We start from the raw sequence: 20,781 nt of genomic DNA on the forward strand, positions 1-20,781 counted from the left end.
CCCCTGGCCATATCACTGCCCCTCGCCGGGTCCCGATCCGGGCCGGCGCCGCCCGGAGCCGGATGACCCGGTGATCTGCCGACGGTGCACGACATGCTCGTCTGCGCCGACGCTGCCGTGCTTTGCGATCTCTCCCGAGCATGGTCGGCTCAGCGGGAGGGGGCTCGAGCGTGTCCACGGTTAGGGTCGACGCCTGCTCTGCCGATGTCAGTTGCGGGTCGCGGGACGCGAACCGGCCGCGGTGCAGGCCGGATTGGTCTCCGCCGATCGGGCCAGATTCATCGCGGTGGTGCGAACACCCGCGACACGGACCCGATCCGATCGGCGTGGAGCGCTCGCGCGACGCCGACGGCACGGGACCGATCACATTGCGCAGCTCGGCGGACAGACCGCTCAGGCTCCCGGTGGAGATCGCGCTGGGCACCGGCCTCGCGGGCCCGGGCGCCGTCGCGTCAGGACGGCCCGGACCCGAACTCCGAGCCGACGTCGGCTCGGCCTGGCGATGGTGGAGCAGGCCGCCGACGGGGGGTGTGAGGGGGCGGGGGAGTGGGTGAAGAAGAGTTGCCGCAGGTGGCGAAGGGAGTGTTTATCGTCAGGCAGACGACTATGATCGCGGGCATGTCGCCCTACGACCCGTCGGCCTTTCCGCCCTTTGCTGTCACCGTCGACCTGGTCGTGCTCACCGTGCGTCGTCATGCGCTCTGCGCGCTGGTGGTACGCCGGGGAGAGCCGCCGTTCCAGGGTCGGTGGGCGCTGCCCGGCGGCTTCGTCAGGGGTGACGAAGATCTGGCGGCCGCGGCAGCGCGCGAACTGGCCGAGGAGACCGGGCTGTGCGCGCACGATCCGGCCTCCCCGGCACTGGGAAACGGCGCGCATCTCGAGCAGCTGGCCACGTACGGCGACCCCAAGCGGGACCCCCGTATGCGAGTCGTCAGCGTCGCCCATCTGGTGCTCGCGCCCGATCTTCCCGCGCCCCGAGCCGGCGGGGACGCGAACAGCGCGCGGTGGGCCCCTGTCGAGGATCTCCTCGGTCAGGAGAACGGGTTCGGCCGCGAGGGCGAGCAGCCGGCCCCGCTTGCCTTCGACCATGCGCGGATCCTGGCGGACGGCGTCGAGCGGGCCCGCTCCAAGATTGAGTACTCCTCGCTGGCCACCGCGTTCTGCCCACCTGAGTTCACGGTCGGCGAGCTGCGACGGGTGTACGAGGCCGTGTGGGGCGTCGCGCTCGACCCGCGCAATTTCCACCGCAAGGTCACCGGCACCCCTGGGTTCCTGGTGCCCGCGGGCGGCACGACCACCCGCCAGGGCGGCCGCCCGGCCCAGCTGTTCCGGGCGGGTGGCGCGACCTTGCTGAACCCGCCGATGCTGCGCCCGGAGGTCTGACCGAAGCCGGTCCGAGCTTGGTTGAAATCTCGGCCCCGCCTTCTGGCCCGGGCCCGGTCGAAGTCCCGTCCTCACGTCCCGAGAGGACTTCAGGCCCGACGCTGGTGAGGGCTGACACCCAGGGCCTTGGCTTTTGCGCGAAAAGTCAGAAATGTCGCGTTATCTTGCTGGGTATCCGCCCTGCCGCCGAGCGGTATCACCTTCCGCGAGAGAAGCGATGCTCCAGGCCATCGGACTGACCAGCAACCCCCGCCGAGACCGCCCGCCCGCCGTCGACGACCTCACATTTGAGGCCCCGCCCGGATGTGTCACAGCGCTTGTCGGAGCCGACGGGTCTGGCAAGACGACGGCGCTGCGGCTGATGCTCGAACTCGAGTCCGGCCGGGGCATTACCTACTTCCGCGGCACCCCCCTCCACCGCATCGCCCACCCCGCCCGCGAGGTGGGGGTGCTCCTCGGTGACGTGCCGGGCCATCCGGCACGGACCGCCCGGGGTCAGCTCCGTATGCTCTGCGCCGCCGCCGGAGTGCCTGCCTCCCGAGCCGAAGAGCTGCTCGAAGTCGTCGGTCTCGCCGGCCTCGGCGGTCGGCGCCTCGGCACGCTCTCGCTCGGCATGGACCGCAGGCTCGGGCTCGCCTCCGCGCTGCTGGGGCACCCGCAGACGCTCATCCTCGACGAGCCCGCGAAGGGGCTCTCCCCCCGCGAGAGCAGCTGGCTGTACGGACTGCTGCGCGCCCACGCCACGCGCGGCGGCACCGTTGTGTGCACCACCAGCGACCCCAAGGAGGCCGCGCGCCTCGCCGACCGCGTCGTCAGCCTCAATGCGGGCCGCCTCGTCGCCGACCAGGACGCAGCCGCGTTCTCCCGCACCAGGCTCCGCCCCCGCGTGGCAGTCCGTACCCCGCACGCCGTCCGCCTTGCCGCCGCCGTCACCCGCGAGGCGCGCGCCGCCCGGCGCTCCGTCGAGGTTGTCACCGAGGGCAGCAGCCAGCTCTCCGTCTACGGCAGCAGCTGCGCCGAGATCGGCGAAACCGCCTTCCGGCACGGCGTACTCGTCCACCGGCTCACCGACGAGGTCGGTGACACCGGCCCCGCCACCGCCCCCGCGCCGCCCCCCGCCCCGGCACCGGCCACCTCCTCGCCTGCCCCCGCCTCCCACGGCGAGGAGCCCTCTGGTCCGCCCGCCCCCCGAGCCACGCGACACCCAGCCCCACTCCCACCTCCAGCCCCACCCCCAGACCTGTCCCTGCCGCGTCCGGTACGCAGCCCCCTCAGGCCCCTGCGGTACGAACTACGCCGCCTCCTCGGAGTCCGTACCGCCCTCCTCGTCGCGGCAGCCGTGTTCGTCGCCTCCGCGGCCCTGTGTGTCCTGCTCGCCCGTTCCGGCTCCACCCCCCTCCCCGCCGCGCTCGCCGCCTGGCCCGAGTTCCTTCCGCTGCCGCCGGCTGCCTTCGGCGCCGGACTGCTCGGGGCGCTCTCCTTCGGCGAGGAGTTCCGCTATCCCGCGCTCGCCGCCGCCCGCGGCACCGTGCCCCGCCGCCTCGGTCTCCTGCTGGCCAAGCTCGCGGTGACCGCCATGGCCGCTCTGTTGCTCGCGTTCCTCACCGTCGCGGCCGATGTCCAGGCTCTCCGCCTCGTTTACGGAGGCGATTTGGCCCAGGTCCCGCAGAACTGGCCTGCGCTGGCATCCAGTTGGGGCGGGCTCGCGGTGGGCTGCGCCTGGGCGGGGCTCCTCGCCGCCGGAGTCTTCCGGGTCACGGCCGCCGGTGTGGCCGCCGTACTCGCCGTACCGGTCCTCATCGCCCCCCTCGTGCAGGCGACGCTCGTCGCCCCGTCAGTCCGTTCGATCGCCGGGCTCCCGGGCAGGCTGCGCGAGCTGGCCTGGTTGCAGCTGCCGTGGCAGGCGGACAACTGGCTCGCGGCCGGGGGGAGCCTCCTCGCCCAACCCGTCGGCGCGGCACTGGCGTTGTCGCTGTCGGCCCTGATCTGCACGTACCTGTTCACGGGCCTTCGTCGTAGCGCCCGATGGTGATCATGATCGACCGGGTCTCGGCGAACTGCTCGCAACTCCCTTGAGTACGCTCGCTTCCTTCCGATAAGGCGTCAATTGCGGGGCCGGCGCCGATCACCCTTTCGTGTGCTTTTCACCAAAGACCTCAAGGGCCGCTGAACCCAAGCCGACAAAGGATGCGTGAGTACCCTTGCGCACACCATGATGACCGCCGCCCGCCCCGCCGAGTCCGGCCTCGCCGGCCCGGGCGAACTCGACCGATACCCCTACGCGGAGTCGCCCGGCGCCGACCGCGTCGGCCCTCCCTCCTGGGACGGCCCCGACGCCGAGTTGGGTCGGGTCGGCCGCCGCGCAGCAGGCAGCCGCGGCCGCGGACTGCACGGCCAACTCGTCCAGCAGCTTGGTCAGATGATCGTCTCCGGAGACCTCGGAGCCGACCGCCCGCTCGTCCCCGAGGAGATCGGCCAGCGCTTCGAGGTCTCCCGTACCGTCGTGCGCGAATCGCTGCGCGTCCTCGAAGCCAAGGGGCTGGTCAGCGCCCGCCCCAACGTCGGTACCCGGGTCCGTCCGGTCAGCGACTGGAATCTGCTGGACCCCGACATCATCGAGTGGCGGGCCTTCGGTCCGCAGCGTGACGACCAGCGCCGGGAGCTGAGCGAGCTGCGCTGGACCATCGAGCCGCTCGCCGCCCGTCTTGCCGCAGGTCACGGACGTGAGGACGTCCAGCAACGGCTCGCTGACATGGTGGAGATCATGAGTCATGCCCTCGCCCAGGGCGACGGGATCACGTTCTCGCGGGCCGACTCGGAGTTCCATTCCCTGCTGATCCAGCTCGCGGGCAACCGGATGCTGGAGCACCTCTCCGGCATCGTCTCCTCGGCCCTCCAGGTCTCCGGCGGCCCGGTCACTGGCTGTGACCGCCCGACCGAGGTTGCCCTGACCCACCACGCGCGGATCGTCGACACCCTCGCCACCGGCGACTCGCACGGCGCGGAGTCGGCCATGCGTCAACTGCTCACCATCCACCCTGAGGTGGAGCGAGTCGTGCCCGCGCCGCGCGAGCACTGACCGCGGGGGCGCGGTCAGGAGTATGGAGGCGTACGCATCGCGTGTCGCCGGATTCCACGGGGGTCCGGCGGCACGATTGTGTGGTGAACGCCCCATTTGGTCGTTTCGTCGTAAATGAGGTGTGACTCGGGCCACGTGGATTGGGCGTAACACTCCTCGAAACAGTGCGATGACCTAAGAGGTGATAGCCGAAGAGGGAATACAGCCGCCGATCTGGGCGCTGTGCGAATCCAAGGCTCAGCCCGCGCCACAGGCACATCCGCAGCCTGGTGGTCGTCGGCTCCGGCCCCATCATGGGCGGGGCCGGAAGCCGTTTCCATCGTTCCGAGAGGTTGTTCGTGTCGGCCAGCACATCCCGTACGCTCCCGCCGGAGATCGCCGAGTCCGAGTCTGTGATGGCGCTCATCGAGCGGGGAAAGGCTGATGGGCAGATCGCCGGCGATGACGTGCGTCGGGCCTTCGAGGCTGACCAGATTCCGCCAACCCAGTGGAAGAATGTTCTGCGCAGCCTCAACCAGATCCTCGAGGAAGAGGGTGTGACGCTGATGGTCAGTGCCGCGGAGTCGCCGAAGCGCGCCCGCAAGAGCGTCGCAGCGAAGAGCCCGGCAAAGCGCACCGCCACCAAGACTGTCGCGGCCAAGACCGCAACGGCGAAGACCGTCGCGGCCACCGCGGCGTCGACGGACGAGACCGTCGACGTCACGGCCGACGAGGTCGAGGCAACCGCGCCTGTCAAGAAGGCCGCCGCCAAGAAGACGACAGCCAAGAAGACGGCGGCGAAGAAGACCGTCGCCAAGAAAACCGTGGCCAAGAAGGCCACGGGCAAGAAGGACGCCGACGAGGCCACCGAGGGCGAAGAGCAGCTCGATGAGGTCCAGCCCGGTGGCAAGGGCGAGGAGGAAGAGGCCGAGGGCGAGAACAAGGGCTTCGTTCTCTCCGACGACGACGAGGACGACGCGCCTGCACAGCAGGTCGCCGTCGCCGGCGCCACCGCCGACCCGGTCAAGGACTACCTCAAGCAGATCGGCAAGGTGCCCCTCCTCAACGCAGAGCAGGAGGTGGAGCTCGCCAAGCGCATCGAGGCAGGTCTGTTCGCCGAGGACAAGCTGGCGAACTCCGACAAGCTCGCGCCGAAGCTCAAGCGCGAACTGGAGATCATCGCCGAGGACGGCCGCCGCGCCAAGAACCACCTGCTGGAGGCCAACCTCCGCCTGGTCGTTTCGCTGGCCAAGCGCTACACCGGCCGCGGCATGCTCTTCCTGGACCTGATCCAGGAGGGCAACCTCGGTCTGATCCGCGCGGTCGAGAAGTTCGACTACACCAAGGGCTACAAGTTCTCCACGTATGCCACCTGGTGGATCCGTCAGGCGATCACCCGCGCCATGGCCGACCAGGCCCGCACCATCCGTATCCCGGTGCACATGGTCGAGGTCATCAACAAGCTCGCGCGCGTGCAGCGCCAGATGCTCCAGGACCTGGGCCGTGAGCCCACCCCGGAGGAGCTGGCCAAGGAGCTCGACATGACCCCTGAGAAGGTCATCGAGGTCCAGAAGTACGGCCGTGAGCCGATCTCGCTTCACACCCCCCTCGGTGAGGACGGCGACAGCGAGTTCGGTGACCTGATCGAGGACTCCGAGGCGGTCGTCCCGGCCGACGCGGTCAGCTTCACGCTGCTCCAGGAGCAGCTGCACTCGGTGCTCGACACCCTGTCGGAGCGTGAGGCGGGCGTGGTCTCGATGCGCTTCGGTCTGACTGACGGCCAGCCGAAGACCCTGGACGAGATCGGCAAGGTCTACGGCGTTACGCGTGAGCGCATCCGGCAGATCGAGTCCAAGACCATGTCGAAGCTGCGTCACCCGTCGCGTTCGCAGGTTCTGCGCGACTACCTCGACTAGGTCGCGGTCGTACATCCAGGTCGCGGTCGTACATCGATCGAAGGGCCCGCATCCCGTCAGGGGAGCGGGCCCTTCGTCGTGCGTCTCGCGTGGGCTCGCGTGTGCGCATCGTATGTGCCCGGGTGCGCGCTGTGGCCTGTTGGCTGACTCTGAGTGGACTCGTTTCACGCTGAGTCAGGAGGCCTTTTATGCGTCGTTTCCTCGCCCGAGCCCTGACCGGGGCGCTGGCCCTGATCACCGCCGCGGCAGTGGCGCCATTGACATCGCCTGTACCCGCCGCCGCCGATGGAGTGGTCGTGGGCGGCTATCCGGCACGTGTCTCCGACAGCCCATGGGTGGTCGCGCTGACCAGCCGTGACCGGTTCGGGGGTACGCGCGCCGGTCAGTTCTGCGGAGGTGTCGTGGTGGCGCCGACGCAGGTGCTGACCGCCGCCCACTGCCTGAGCCGGACAGTCCTCGGCCAGGAGGCGAGCGCCCTCCGCGACCTGCGTGTCCTCTCCGGTCGCTCGGAGCTGGTCGGCGTGGGAGGTCAGGAGATCGCGGTGAGCGGCACCTGGGTCGCGCCGGATTACGACCCGGCGACGAACAACCGGGACGTGGCGATGCTGACGCTCGCCACGGCTTTGCCCGCCTCCCAGGTGATCGGTCTGGCGGGCCCCGGAGACCCGGCGTACCAGCCGGGTACGACCGCGACCGTCTACGGCTGGGGCGACACGAAGGGGAACGGCAGCTATGCCTCCTCGCTCCACGCCGCGCAGGTGACGGTCCTGTCGGACCAGGTCTGCGGACAGGCCTATCCGGGCGGCCAGAGTGCGCGCTACGTCCCGTCCACGATGCTCTGCGCAGGAGACGCCAAGGGTGGGCGCGACGCCTGCCAGGGGGACAGTGGAGGGCCGCTGGTGGCGAACGGGAGGCTCATCGGCCTCGTCTCGTGGGGCAGCGGCTGCGGGGAGGCGAAGAGTCCGGGGGTCTATACGCGGATCTCGGCCGTCGTGCGGTCGCAGCCGTGAAAGTGGAGGCCTGAGGCCCCCGGCCTGATGTCTGAGGCCTGAGGACCGCCACCGAGGTCACGGTATGAGAGCGGGCGGCCGCCCCTTGTATTCAGGGGTGGCCGCCCGTCGGCCGGTCCTGGAGACCGGCCCTTGGCTCGTCGGGGGATGCGAGGTATCAGTGTTCCTCTTCACCGACAGCGGCCGGTACGGCCGTGAGTCGGTCGGTCTCATCCTGTATTTCCGCGGCGATCTTCTTGAGTTCCGGCTCGAACTTGCGCCCGTGGTGGGCACAGAAGAGCAACTCACCGCCGCTGGTCAGGACGACACGCAGGTACGCCTGGGCGCCGCAGCGGTCGCAGCGATCAGCGGCCGTCAGGTGGCTCGCGGGGGTCAGAACAGTAGTCACGTCGCCTCTTCTCTAGCTCGACGAGCTGTCGTACCAGGGTCAACATCCAACCAGCCCGAAAACGTTCCCGCTCGAGCCTTTTCCTCGAAACTTCTTATCGAGGTAACTGTCTGTTGCCGGTTGGCGGCGAATGAGCCGTATTGCTTCGCTCTACGGATTTCGCGTTGCTTGTCTCGTTTGGCCCTCCCGGCTGGGTTGCCGGTTGTTCATGAGGACGTGCCCGGAGCCTAAATGGTTCATGCCTCGAAGGGAACGTGATGTGCACGTCACTCCATCGAGGGATCGAACATGTATACGAGACTGGACTAGCATGACAAGTCACTAGGGTGGCGTTACATCGGCTCTACCAGGCCTCGGTACCCTCTGACCGGCGACCGACGCCGAGCCTTTACCCCACTGGGCCACATCTGAAATTCAGCGAGGAGCGAACCGCGTGACCGCCGAAACGTCCGTGCCGTCCACAGCGGTACTGACCGCAGACCGTGACGGTTCCAACTACACCGCGCGGCACCTGCTCGTACTCGAGGGGCTCGAGGCGGTCCGCAAGCGCCCCGGGATGTACATCGGGTCCACCGACAGCCGCGGCCTGATGCACTGCCTCTGGGAGATCATCGACAACTCCGTCGACGAGGCCCTCGGGGCGCACTGCGACCACATCGAGGTGATCCTGCACGAAGACGGATCCGTCGAGGTCAAGGACAACGGCCGGGGCATCCCCGTCGATGTCGAGCCGAAGACCGGCCTTTCCGGCGTCGAGGTCGTGATGACCAAGCTGCACGCCGGCGGCAAGTTCGGCGGCGGTTCGTACGCCGCGTCCGGCGGTCTGCACGGCGTGGGCGCCTCCGTCGTCAACGCCCTCTCCGCCCGCCTCGACGTCGAGGTGGACCGCAACGGCGCCACGCATCTGATCAGCTTCCGGCGCGGGGTCCCCGGTATCTTCACCGAGTCGGGCCCGGACGCCCCCTTCGACCCGGCGAACGGGCTGCTCAAGGGCAAGCGGGTGCCCAGGACCCGTACCGGCACTCGCGTGCGGTACTGGGCGGACCGGCAGATCTTCCTCAAGGACGCCAAGCTCTCTTTGGAGCACCTCCACCAGCGCGCCCGCCAGACAGCCTTCCTGGTGCCCGGCCTGACCATCGTGGTGCGCGACGAGCGGGACCTGGAGGGCGAGGGCAAGAGCGAGGAGATCTTCCGTTTCGACGGCGGCATCAGCGAGTTCTGCGAATACCTCGCCCAGGACAAGGCCGTCTGCGACGTGGTGCGGCTGACCGGGCAGGGCACCTTCAAGGAGACCGTCCCGGTCCTCGACGACCGCGGCCATATGACACCCACCGAGGTCACCCGGGAGCTCGGCGTCGACATCGCCCTGCGCTGGGGCACGGGATACGACACCAACGTCAAGTCCTACGTGAACATCATCGCCACCCCCAAGGGCGGCACCCATGTGAGCGGCTTCGAGCGCTCCATCACCAAGACGGTCAACGAGGTGCTGCGCTCCGCCAAGCTGCTGCGCGTCGCCGAGGACGACATCGTCAAGGACGACGCCCTGGAGGGCCTCACCGCGGTCGTCACGGTCCGGCTGGCGGAGCCGCAGTTCGAGGGCCAGACCAAGGAGGTACTGGGCACCTCGGCGGCCAACAGGATCGTGGCCAATGTCGTCGCCAAGGAGCTCAAGGCGTTTTTGACCTCCACCAAGCGCGATGCCAAGGCGCAGGCCCGCGCGGTGCTGGAGAAGGCCGTGGCCGCCGCCCGTACGCGTATCGCGGCACGCCAGCACAAGGACGCGCAGCGCAGGAAGACGGCCCTGGAGTCCTCCTCGCTGCCCGCCAAGCTCGCCGATTGCCGCAGCGACGACGTGGAGCGCAGCGAGCTCTTCATCGTCGAGGGGGACTCCGCTCTGGGCACCGCCAAGCTCGCACGGAACAGCGAGTTCCAGGCGCTTCTGCCGATCCGCGGAAAGATCCTCAACGTCCAGAAGTCGTCCATCTCGGACATGCTCAAGAACGCCGAGTGCGGCGCGATCATCCAGGTCATAGGAGCCGGTTCGGGCCGGACCTTCGACATCGACGCGGCGCGCTACGGCAAGATCGTCCTGCTGGTCGACGCCGATGTCGACGGCGCCCACATCCGCTGTCTGCTGCTTACGCTCTTCCAGCGCTATATGCGGCCGATGGTCGAGGCGGGCCGGGTCTTCGCCGCCGTGCCACCGCTGCACCGGGTGGAACTTGTCCAGCCCAAGAAGGGCCAGGACAAGTACGTGTACACGTACTCCGACAACGAGCTGCGCCAGACGCTGCTGGAGTTCCAGCGCAAGGGGATCCGCTTCAAGGACGCCATCCAGCGCTACAAGGGCCTCGGTGAGATGGACGCCGACCAGCTCGCGGAGACCACGATGGACCCGCGCCACCGCACTCTGCGCCGGATCAACATCGGCGACCTGGAGTCCTCCGAGCAGGTCTTCGACCTGCTCATGGGCAATGAGGTCGCACCCCGCAAGGAGTTCATCACCAGCTCCGCCGCGACGCTGGACCGCTCGCGGATCGACGCCTGACGAAGGCTTCGCCCACCCAGGGGTGGAGCCGTCGGCTCCACCCCTGAACCGATCCCGGCAACAACCTCCTCGCCAAGGCGGGCCTTCACGACCGCGCACAGACCGTGCGGTACGCCTGCCGGTATGGCCTCGCGAAGCCACCCGGACCGGCCATCACCTGATGGGGTGAAGACCGGAGGGAGATGCGTCCGGGATCTTCCCGCTCTGTCCATCCTTGTGCATGCGGCCGAATCGGTCCGCCGACAAGGAGAGTTGAATCGGTGGAGAAGCAGGAAGGGCGGGACGCCGCGGGGGTACGGCTGGACGACCCGTGGTACGACGCGCTGGCCTCCGGCTGGGGCGAGCTGGACGGCACGGGCGCCCCCGCGCCCGTCCTGCCGCCGCAGTCCGTGGACCGGCGGAGCGCCGGGCCGTGCACGGCCGACATCTACCTCGAAGTGCAGCGCAGCGCGGCCTTCCAGGAAGTGCGCGGCCGCTACCGCGGGTTCGTCGTCCCCGCCGCCCTCGCCTTTCTCACTTGGTACTTGGCGTATGTCGTCGCGGCCACCACGGCTCCCGGGCTGATGGCCCGGCCGGTTGCGGGCGCGGTGAATGTGGCGATGGTCGCCGGGCTCGGACAGTTCCTCACCACCTTCCTGCTGACCTGGGCGTATGCCCGCCATGCACGAGTGCGCCGGGACCGCGCCGCGCTCGATCTGCGCTGGGCCGTGTTCGATCAGACCAGGGCGCAGGAGCAGACGAAAGCACAGGCGGAGGCAACGGCCCGGGAGCAGGCGGGAACGCAGGGGATGACGCGAGGGAACGAGCGATGAGCGGGGACCACCAGACTCTGGCGCTGCTGCTCTTCAGCGCGTTCATCGCGCTCACCCTCGCCATCACGACCTGGGTGAGCCGCAACAGGCGCGGTTCGGCGGAGGAGTTCTACGCGGGCGGGCGGCTTTTCTCCCCCATGGAGAATGGGTTCGCGATCGCCGGGGACTACATGTCCGCCGCCTCGTTCCTCGGTATCTCCGGGCTCATCGCCCTCTACGGCTACGACGGAATGCTTTACTCCGTCGGCTTCCTGGTCGCCTGGCTGGTCGTCCTGCTCCTCGTCGCCGAACTCGTCCGCAACTGCGGCCGGTTCACTCTCGCCGATGTCGTCGCCTCAAGGATGAGCGAGCGCCCGGTCCGCATCGCCGCGGGAACTTCCTCGGTCGCCGTGTCCGTTCTCTATCTGGTGGCGCAGATGGTGGGGGCCGGCAGCCTCGTCGCGCTGCTGCTGGGCGGTACGAGCGAAGCCGCGCGCTCGTGGACCGTCATCGGCGTGGGTGCACTGATGGTGATCTATGTGTCGTTGGGAGGGATGCGAGCCACCACCTGGATCCAGATCGTGAAGGCCGTACTGCTGATGGCGGGTGCGATCGCGATGACCGTGCTCGTACTGGCACGTTTCCAGGGCGACTTCAACCAGCTGCTGAACTCCGCCGCCGAACGCAGCGGCCACGGCAAGGACTTCCTCTCGCCCGGTCTCAAGTACGGCGGGAACTGGACCGCGCGCCTCGACTTCATCAGCCTCGGCCTGGCACTCGTCCTGGGCACGGCGGGATTGCCGCACATCCTGTCCCGCTTCTACACCGTGCCGACCGCGCGGGCCGCCCGGCGCTCGGTCGTCTGGTCGATCGGCCTCATCGGCAGCTTCTATCTCATGACGATCGTGCTCGGGTTCGGCGCGGCCGCGGTGGTGGGCTCCGACGCGGTACGAGCGTCGAACGCCGCTGGGAACACGGCGGTTCCGCTGCTCTCCCTCAGCCTGGGCGGGGGCGCGGGATCGACCGGTGGCACGGTTCTCTTCGCGGTGGTCGCGGCCGTGGCCTTCGCCACGATCCTCGCCGTCGTCGCCGGGATCACCCTCGCCTCCTCGGCCTCGGTCGCCCACGATCTGTACGCCTCACTCAAGCGCCGCAATTCCAAGCAGCGCAGCGAGGTCGCGGTCGCCCGGGTCGCCGCGGTCGGCGTCGGGGCGGCCGCCATCGCGCTCGGTCTGCTGGCCCGCGATCTGAACGTCGCGTTCCTGGTGGGTCTGGCGTTCGCGGTCGCTGCCTCCGCCAATCTGCCCGTACTGCTTTACTCGCTGTTCTGGCGGAACTTCACCACGCGCGGGGCGGTGTGGTCGGTGTACGGCGGACTGATTCCGGCGGTGCTGCTTGTGGTGTTCTCGCCGGTCGTGACGGGCAGCCCGGAGGCGCTCTTCCCAGGGGTCGACATCCATGTCTTCCCGTTGCAGAACCCGGGGCTGGTCTCCATCCCGCTCGGCTTCCTTGCCGGGTGGATCGGCACCCTGACCTCCGCCGAACCGCCGGACGCGGCGAAGCACGCGGAGACGGAGGTACGGGCGCTTACGGGTGCGGGCGCGGTCTGACGCCGGTGGCGCGGTCCGGACCGGAGCCGTCGCCGAAGGCCGCCCGCGGACGGGCCGGTGATCAGGGGCTCGCCGACCAGAGGTACCGGTGTTCCGGGCGGCCCGTCTCGCCGTACTTCAGGCTCAGTTGTACGCGGCTCGTCCGCTCCAGCAGCTTCAGATAGCGCTGCGCCGTCTGCCGGCTCACCCCCGCGCGCTCCGCGATCTCCTGGGTGGACAGCGGTCCTTCGGCGGCCAGCAGCACCTGGCGAACCAGCTCGGCGGTGGTCGGCGAGTGGCCCTTGGGCAGATCCGGGGCGATCGAGCCGGCCGACAGTGCCCCGAAGATCCGGTCCACCTCGGCCTGTTCCGCCTCGCCGCCGCCCTCCAGGGTGCGGCGGAGCGAGGCGTATGCCTCCAGCTTGGCGCGCAGGCCCGCGAAGTTGAACGGTTTCACCAGGTACTGGAGCGCGCCATGACGCATCGCCGCCTGGACGGTGGCCACATCCCGGGCAGCGGTCACCATGATCACATCGGTCTGGTGGCCGAGCGTGCGCAGCTCCCGTACGACCGCGAGCCCGTTCCCGTCCGGTAGATAGTGGTCGAGCAGGACCAGATCCACCGGACTGTCGGCGATCCGGGCGAGCGCCTCGGCCGCCGAGTATGCCTTCGCGGAGACCCGGAAGCCGGGCACCTTGGACACATAGGCCGCGTTGATCTCCGCGACCCGGATGTCGTCGTCCACCACCAGTACGTCGATCATCGTGCCTCCACCGCCGTGGCCAGCCCCGGCTCGGTCAGCGCTTCGGGGAGTACGACGGTGAACTCGGCGCCTCCGCCCGGCGCCTCGCGCACCCGCGCGCTGCCGCCCTGCCGTTCCGCGAGCCTGCGCACCAGCGCAAGGCCGAGTCCGCGCTTGCCATGCGCCGGGAGCTCCTTGGTGGACCAGCCCTCGGTGAAGATCAACTCCCGCTGTTCGGACGCGATTCCGGGGCCGCTGTCCGCGATCCGCAGGACGGCCGTACGGCCCTCGGCCCGCAGCTCGACCTCTATTCGCGGGTCCGGCGAACCGGCGGCCGCGTCCAGCGCGTTGTCGACGAGGTTGCCGACGACCGTGACCAGACCGCGCGGGTCGACCAGCCGGTCGGGCAGCAGCGTCCCCGGCGCGATGCGCAGCGAGACGCCGCGCTCCGCCGCCACCGTCGCCTTGCCCACCAGCAGTGCGGCCAGCAGGGGGTCATGGATCTTCTCGGTGACCTGCTCGGCGGTGGCCCGGTGCACGCCGACCACTTCGGTGACGAACTCCACTGCCTCCTCGTGCATCTCCAGTTCGAGGAGTCCGAGCAGGGTGTGCAGCCGGTTGGCGTGCTCATGGTCCTGTGCGCGCAGAGCGTCGATCAGCCCTCGGGTCGAGTCCAACTCGCGGCCGAGCTGTTCCAACTCGGTGCGGTCACGCAGGGTGACGACAGCGCCGCCGTCGTCGGTCGGCATCCGGTTGGCGATCAGCACCCGGCTGCCGCGCACGGTCAGCAGGTCCTCGCCGGTGACCCTGCCGGCCAGTACATCCGTCGTCCGGCCCTCGCCCAGCATCTCTTCGAGCGGCCGCCCCATCGCCTCGTCGCCGAGGCCGAGCAGCCGCTGCGCCTCGTCGTTCATCAGTCGGATCCGGCCCGCCGTGTCGAGCGCCACGACCCCTTCCCGGATGCCGTGCAGCATCGCCTCGCGCTCCGCCAGCAGCGCGGAGATGTCGGAGAAGGCCAGGTCATGTGTCTGCCGCTGGAGCCTGCGGGAGATCAGATAGGCGGCCAGGGCTCCGACGGCCAGCGCCCCACCGGCGTACGCGAGCAGCCCGGGGATCGCGGCCAGCAGCCGGGCGCGCACACTGTCGTACTCGATGCCGACCGACACCGCGCCGACGATCCTGTCCCCGTCGTCGCGCAGCGGCACCTTGCCGCGGGCGGAACGGCCGAGCGTCCCGCTGTCGATCTCCATCACCTCGTTGCCCGCCAGCGCGGCGCTGGGGTCGGTGGAGACGACGCGGCCTATCTCCCGGGGGGCGGTGTGGGACCAGCGCACCCCGCGCCTGTCCATGATCACGACGTACTCGGCACCGGTGGCCTCCCGGATCCGCTCGGCCTCGGCCTGTACCGGACCGGCGGCCGTCGGCCGTGAGGCGAGCAGCTCTTCGGCGACCTGTGGGGACGCGGTGGTCTCGGCGATGGCGAGCGCCCTGCGCATCGCCTGATCGTCGAGCTGGGCGCTGAGCGGCGCGAGGAAGAGGCCGGTGGCCAGCACAGTGACACCAGTGGCGATGGCCAGCTGCATCAGCAGGACCTGGGAGAAGACCCGCTGCGGCCAGCCGAACCGCCGGCGCCGGGCGGGGGCGGTCGGAACGGGGTTCATGACCAGGAACGGTAGATGGCCGAGCGGCCTTTGCGAAACTTCCATTCCCGCGCAAATGGTTTGCGCATTTTGCCGTCGACTTACGTCTTCTTGGAAATCAGTGGCAAAGGCGCTGGTGCCGCCGGACCCAGGGGTTCTGGGCGGATGAGGACGGGGTATTTGGCGCGGTCATGGCAGTAGACGATTTGGCATATCTCTGCAACTCTCTGACCGCCACGCGCAAAAGACTCAGTCCTACAGTGCACAAACGCCAGTTGCACAGGTATGCCGACAGAGCCGCGCCTCGTTGTGTCAGCGCACGGGGCCGAAGATCGGGGACTTATGAGACCGCAACGCTGGAGTTGGCGGGTGCTCTCCGCCGTGATCACCGCCAGTCTTCTGCTGATCGCCCGGCCGTCGCTCGCCGCATCGGCCGCCGACGGCCCCAACGCCGCCGCGGGCCGCCCCGCGGCGGCGAGCAGCGCCCACAGCGAGTACGCCGCCCGCAACATCACCGACACGGACCAGGCGACCTACTGGCAGAGCGCCGGTACGAGCTTCCCCCAGTGGGTGCAGGCCGACCTCGGCAGCGCCACCCGGATCGACGAAGTGGTCCTCAAACTCCCCGCCGGGTGGGAGAGCCGGCAGCAGACCCTCTCCGTCCAGGGCAGCGCCGACGGCACCAGCTTCGCGACCCTGAAGACCTCGGCCGCGTACACCTTCGGCCCGGGCCAGGCCAATACGGTGGCCATCGTCTTCCCGGCCGCCCAGACCAGGTTCGTGCGCGTCCACATCACCGCCAACACGGGCTGGCAGGCTGCCCAGCTGTCCGAACTCGAAGTCCACGCGGCCGGTGAGTCCTCCGTCAATCTCGCCCGAGGCAAGACTCTGACCGCCGGCAGCCACACCGAGGTCTACGCGGCGGCCAACGCCAACGACGGCAACCGGGCCAGCTACTGGGAGAGCCGCAACGGCGATCTCCCGCAGTGGATCCGGGCCGACCTGGGCACCTCCGTCCGCGTCGACCGGGTCGTCCTGCGTCTGCCCGACGGCTGGGAAGACAGAACGCAGACCCTGCAGATTCAGGGCAGCCTGAGCGGCGCGGACTTCACCGATCTGACCGCGTCCAAGGCGTACGAGTTCAACGCGGCCGGCGGCCGGTCGGTGACGATCTCCTTCGACGCCGCCATCACGCGATACGTGCGGGTACTGGTCACCGCCAACACCGCCCGGGCAGCCGCCCAGGTCTCGGAGTTCGAGATCTATGGCCCGGCGACCGGCGACACCCAGGCACCCACGGCTCCCACCGCGCTCGCCTTCACCGAGCCGGCCACCGGCCAGATCAAGCTGACCTGGGAGGCGTCCACCGACAACACCGCCGTCACCGGCTACGACATCTACGCCAACAACGAACTGCGCACCAGCGTCGCCGGGAACGTCACGACGTACACGGACACGCAGTCCACAAGCGTCACGGTGGCGTACTTCGTGCGCGCGAAGGACGCGGCAGGGAACCAGTCAGCCAACAGCAACACCGTGACCCGCAAGGCAGACACCGGAGACACCCAGGCACCGACCGCACCCGCGGGTCTCGCCTTCACCGAGCCCGCCGCCGGCCAGATCAAGCTGACCTGGGGCGCGTCCTCGGACAACACCGGGGTCACCGGGTACGACATCTACGCCAACAACGCGCTGCGCAGGAGCGTGGCAGGCAATGTCACGACCTATACCGATCCTCAGCCCGCGAGCGCGACGGTCTCGTACTTCGTACGTGCCAAGGACGCCGCCGGGAACGAGTCCGGCAACAGCAACACCGTGACCCGCAACGGATCCACGGGCTCGGCATCCAACCTCGCCGTCGGGAAGCCGATCAGCGCCTCCTCCGTGATCCACACCTTTGTCGCGGAGAACGCCAACGACAACAGTCTGACGACCTACTGGGAGGGCGCTGCGGCCAGTTACCCGGGCACCCTCACCGTGAATCTGGGCGCCAACGCCGACCTGAGCAGCGTGGTCGTCAAGCTCAATCCGGACAGCGGCTGGGGCACACGGACGCAGAACATCCAGGTGCTCGGCCGTGAGCAGAGCGCGCAAGGCTTCACCAGCCTGGCCGCTGCGAAGGACTACACCTTCAATCCGGCGAGCGGCAACGCGGTGACCGTCCCGGTCGACGCGCGAGTCGCCGACGTACAGCTGAAGTTCACCTCCAACACCGGCGCGACCGCGGGTCAGGTGGCGGAATTCCAGGTGCTGGGCGTTGCGGCGCCCAACCCCGATCTGGAGGTCACCGGTCTGACGGCGTTGCCCGCGTCGCCTGTCGAGTCGGACCCGATCACCCTGTCGGTCACCGTACGCAACAGCGGACCCGTCGCCTGTGCCGCGAGCGCGGTCGCGTTCCGGCTCGGCGGCACCAAGGTCGCAACGTCCCAGGCCGGCGCCCTGGCCGCCGGGGCACAGGCGACAGTCAGCGCGTCGATAGGGGCGCGTGACGCGGGCACGTACCAGCTCAGCGCCGTCGCCGACGAGGCGAACGCCGTCATCGAGCAGAACGAGACCAACAACACCTACACCAGCCCGGCTCCGCTGGTGGTGAGGCCGGTCGACAGCTCCGACCTGATCGCATCCGCGGTGAACTGGACCCCGAGCGGCCCCGCGGCCGGTGACACCGTGACCTTCTCCGTGGCCCTGAAGAACCAGGGAACGCTGGCCTCGGCGGGCGGCGGCCACGGCATCGCGCTCACCGTGACCGACTCCAGGGGCGAGACGGTCAAGACCCTCACCGGTGAGCACAGCGGAGCCATCGCCGCCGGCGCGACCACATCAGCCGTGAATCTCGGCACCTGGTCCGCCACCAATGGCTCGTACACCGTCAAGGTGGTCGTCGCCGACGACGCCAACGAGGTGCCGGTCAAGCGTGCCAACAACACGAGCACCCGTCCGCTGTTCGTCGGCCGCGGCGCCAATATGCCGTACGACATGTACGAGGCGGAGGACGGCACGGCGGGCGGCGGCGCAGAGGTCGTCGGACCGAACCGGACCGTCGGCGACGTCGCGGGCGAGGCGTCGGGCCGCAAGGCCGTGACCCTCAACAACACCGGCAACTATGTGGAGTTCACGACCAGGGCGAGCACCAACACCCTGGTGACGCGATTCTCCATCCCGGACTCCCCGGGCGGCGGAGGCAACGACTCGACGCTCAACGTGTACGTCAACGGCACCTTCCGCAAGGCGATCGACCTCACCTCCAAGTACGCCTGGCTGTACGGAGCGGAGGCCAGTCCCGGGAACTCTCCGGGATCCGGCGCCCCGCGCCATATCTACGACGAGGCGCACATCATGCTGGGCGATTCCGTTCCGGCGGGCAGCAAGATCAAGCTGCAGAAGGACGCGGCCAACGGCTCCAAGTACGCGATCGACTTCGTGAGCCTGGAGCAGGTCGCGCCCATCGCCAACCCCGATCCGGCGACGTACACCGTGCCGGCCGGATTCACTCATCAGGACGTCCAGAACGCCCTGGACAAGGCGCGGATGGACACGACCGGCACGCTGGCCGGCGTTTATCTGCCGGCCGGCGACTACCAGACGTCCAGCAAGTTCCAGGTGTACGGCAAGGCCGTGAAGGTGGTCGGCGCCGGGCCCTGGTACACCCGGTTCAACGCGCCGTCGACGCAGGACAACACCGATGTCGGCTTCCGGGCGGAGGCGTCCGCGAAGGGTTCGTCGTTCGCGAACTTCGCGTACTTCGGGAACTACACCTCGCGCATCGACGGCCCGGGCAAGGTGTTCGACTTCTCGAATGTCTCGGACATCGTGATCGACAACATCTGGAACGAGCACATGGTGTGCCTCTACTGGGGCGCGAACACCGACAAGATCACCATCAAGAACTCCCGCATCCGCAATATGTTCGCCGACGGCATCAACATGACCAATGGGTCGACGGACAACCTCGTGACCAACAACGAGGCGCGGGCCACCGGAGACGACAGCTTCGCGCTCTTCTCGGCGATCGACGCCGGGGGCGCGGACATGAAGAACAACGTCTACGAGAATCTGACATCGATCCTCACCTGGCGTGCGGCAGGCATCGCCGTCTACGACGGCTACAACAACACCTTCCGCAACATCCACATCGCGGACACGCTCGTCTACTCCGGGATCACCATCAGCTCCCTGGACTTCGGCTATCCGATGAACGGCTTCGGGACCGAACCAACGACGGTCGAGAATGTCTCGACCGTCCGGGCCGGCGGTCACTTCTGGGGAGGGCAGACCTTCCCCGGGATCTGGCTCTTCTCGGCCTCGAAGGTGTTCCAGGGGATCCGGGTGAACAACGTCGACATCGTGGATCCGACGTACAGCGGGATCATGTTCCAGACCAACTACGTGGGAGGACAGCCGCAGTTCCCGATCAAGGACACGATCCTCAGCGACATCTCGATCTCCGGCGCTCGCAAGAGCGGGGACGCGCACGACGCCAAGTCCGGCTTCGGGCTCTGGGCGAACGAGATGCCGGAGGCGGAGCAGGGACCGGCCGTCGGTGAGGTCACCTTCAACGGTCTGAGATTCAGCAACAACGCTCAGGACGTGAAGAACACGACCTCCACCTTCAAGATCAATATCAACCCCTAGGCGACCTGTCGCCATGAGCGCGGACTAGCGCAAGCCGCTTGCATGGCTTGCGCTAGTCTTGCGTGCATGACGCGACGACTTGCTCAAGTGGCGAAGAAGGTTGGGGTCAGCGAGGCCACGGTCAGCCGGGTGCTCAACGGCAAGCCGGGAGTCTCCGAGGCCACCCGGCAGTCCGTGCTGACGGCGCTGGACGTGCTCGGATACGAGCGGCCCACCCAGCTCCGCGGCGAGCGGGCGCGACTGGTCGGTCTGGTCCTGCCGGAGTTGCAGAATCCGATCTTCCCGGCGTTCGCCGAGGTGATCGGCGGGGCGCTGGCGCAGCAGGGGCTGACCCCCGTGCTCTGCACCCAGACCAAGGGCGGCGTCTCGGAGGCGGACTATGTCGAGCTGCTGCTCCAGCAGCAGGTGTCCGGAGTCGTGTTCGCCGGAGGGCTCTTCGCGCAGGCGGACGCCCCGCACGCCCACTACAGACTGCTCGCCGAGCGCAAGATTCCGGTGGTGCTGATCAATGCCTCCATAGAGAATCTCGACTTCCCTTGCATCGCCTGCGACGACGCCGTGGCGGTGGAGCAGGCCTGGCGGCATCTGGTCTCGCTCGGCCATGAGCGCATTGGCCTGGTCCTCGGCCCGCAGGACCATGTGCCGTCCCGCCGCAAGTTCGCGGCCGCCCATGCGGCCGCGAAGTCGGCCGGCCGTGAGCTGCCCGACGAGCGCGTCGAGCGCTCCATGTTCTCGCTGGAAGGCGGGCAGGCGGCGGCCACGCGACTGCTCGACCGTGGCGTCACCGGGATCATTTGCGCCAGCGATCCGCTTGCGCTGGGAGCGGTACGGGCCACACGCCGGCGCGGTCTGTCCGTCCCCGCCGACGTGTCGGTCGTCGGCTATGACGACTCCGCGTTCATGAACTGCACCGAGCCGCCGCTGACCACCGTCCGCCAGCCCATCGAGGCGATGGGACGGGCCGCGGTGGAGCTGCTCTGCGCGCAGATCCAGGGTGGCGCGGTGCCGCCGGGTGAGCTGCTCTTCGAGCCGGAACTGGTGGTGCGCGGCTCCACCGCCCAGGCTCCGCGCTAAGGCACCG

General features: G+C 68.9%; 13 protein-coding genes. 10 read left to right on the top strand and 3 right to left on the bottom strand.

Annotated elements, in window-relative coordinates; all coding sequences use genetic code 11:
* Window positions 1-618: 618 nt before the first annotated feature.
* From J7E87_RS05665 to J7E87_RS05685, 5 genes are all read left to right on the top strand, one after another.
* Window positions 619-1,383, top strand: coding sequence for an NUDIX domain-containing protein (locus J7E87_RS05665; protein WP_215090564.1), 765 nt, complete (start codon window positions 619-621; stop codon window positions 1,381-1,383).
* 217 nt (window positions 1,384-1,600) lie between these two features.
* Window positions 1,601-3,415 carry an ATP-binding cassette domain-containing protein gene (locus tag J7E87_RS05670; protein ID WP_215090566.1) on the top strand — a complete coding sequence of 605 codons (1,815 nt, stop codon included), beginning with the start codon at window positions 1,601-1,603 and terminating at the stop codon, window positions 3,413-3,415.
* Window positions 3,416-3,574: 159 nt separating this feature from the next.
* Window positions 3,575-4,462, top strand: a complete 888-nt coding sequence (locus J7E87_RS05675; protein ID WP_215090568.1) for a FadR/GntR family transcriptional regulator — start codon at window positions 3,575-3,577, stop codon at window positions 4,460-4,462.
* Between the two features lie 338 nt (window positions 4,463-4,800).
* Window positions 4,801-6,357, top strand: a complete 1,557-nt coding sequence (locus J7E87_RS05680; protein WP_215090570.1) for an RNA polymerase sigma factor — start codon at window positions 4,801-4,803, stop codon at window positions 6,355-6,357.
* 188 nt (window positions 6,358-6,545) lie between these two features.
* Window positions 6,546-7,367: a serine protease gene (locus tag J7E87_RS05685; protein ID WP_215090572.1), complete on the top strand. Its 822-nt coding sequence runs from the start codon at window positions 6,546-6,548 to the stop codon at window positions 7,365-7,367.
* Window positions 7,368-7,524: 157 nt separating this feature from the next.
* Here the strand turns inward: J7E87_RS05685 and J7E87_RS05690 are convergent, their stop codons facing one another.
* Window positions 7,525-7,755 carry a hypothetical protein gene (locus J7E87_RS05690; protein ID WP_215090574.1) on the bottom strand — a complete coding sequence of 77 codons (231 nt, stop codon included), beginning with the start codon at window positions 7,753-7,755 and terminating at the stop codon, window positions 7,525-7,527.
* A 433-nt stretch (window positions 7,756-8,188) separates the two neighbouring features.
* Here J7E87_RS05690 and J7E87_RS05695 point away from each other — a divergent pair, with 433 nt between their 5' ends.
* The 3 genes from J7E87_RS05695 (at window position 8,189) to J7E87_RS05705 (ending at window position 12,707) form a co-directional block, all read left to right on the top strand.
* A complete protein-coding gene (locus tag J7E87_RS05695) occupies window positions 8,189-10,306 on the top strand; it encodes a type IIA DNA topoisomerase subunit B (RefSeq protein WP_215090577.1) in 2,118 nt (705 codons plus the stop codon).
* 260 nt (window positions 10,307-10,566) lie between these two features.
* On the top strand, window positions 10,567-11,118 hold the full coding sequence (locus J7E87_RS05700) for a DUF485 domain-containing protein (protein WP_215090579.1): 552 nt from the start codon (window positions 10,567-10,569) through the stop codon (window positions 11,116-11,118).
* Window positions 11,115-12,707 (top strand): cation acetate symporter, encoded by a 1,593-nt coding sequence (locus tag J7E87_RS05705; RefSeq protein ID WP_215090581.1) that lies wholly within the window; start codon window positions 11,115-11,117, stop codon window positions 12,705-12,707. The genes J7E87_RS05700 and J7E87_RS05705 overlap by 4 nt, the downstream gene beginning before the upstream one ends.
* A 61-nt stretch (window positions 12,708-12,768) precedes the next feature.
* Here J7E87_RS05705 and J7E87_RS05710 read toward each other — a convergent pair whose 3' ends face one another.
* On the bottom strand, window positions 12,769-13,449 hold the full coding sequence (locus J7E87_RS05710) for a response regulator (RefSeq protein ID WP_215090583.1): 681 nt from the start codon (window positions 13,447-13,449) through the stop codon (window positions 12,769-12,771).
* Window positions 13,446-15,089 (bottom strand): sensor histidine kinase, encoded by a 1,644-nt coding sequence (locus tag J7E87_RS05715; protein WP_215090585.1) that lies wholly within the window; start codon window positions 15,087-15,089, stop codon window positions 13,446-13,448. The genes J7E87_RS05710 and J7E87_RS05715 overlap by 4 nt, the downstream gene beginning before the upstream one ends.
* 321 nt (window positions 15,090-15,410) lie before the next feature.
* Between J7E87_RS05715 and J7E87_RS05720 the strand changes: the two genes are divergently transcribed.
* Complete coding sequence (locus tag J7E87_RS05720) at window positions 15,411-19,700, top strand: discoidin domain-containing protein (RefSeq protein ID WP_215090587.1); 4,290 nt, start codon at window positions 15,411-15,413, stop codon at window positions 19,698-19,700.
* Between the two features lie 66 nt (window positions 19,701-19,766).
* Window positions 19,767-20,774: a LacI family DNA-binding transcriptional regulator gene (locus J7E87_RS05725; RefSeq protein ID WP_215090589.1), complete on the top strand. Its 1,008-nt coding sequence runs from the start codon at window positions 19,767-19,769 to the stop codon at window positions 20,772-20,774.
* Window positions 20,775-20,781: the final 7 nt, after the last annotated feature.

The sequence above is a fragment of the Streptomyces sp. ISL-1 genome (genome assembly GCF_018614585.1).
Taxonomy (GTDB): domain Bacteria; phylum Actinomycetota; class Actinomycetes; order Streptomycetales; family Streptomycetaceae; genus Streptomyces; species Streptomyces maoxianensis.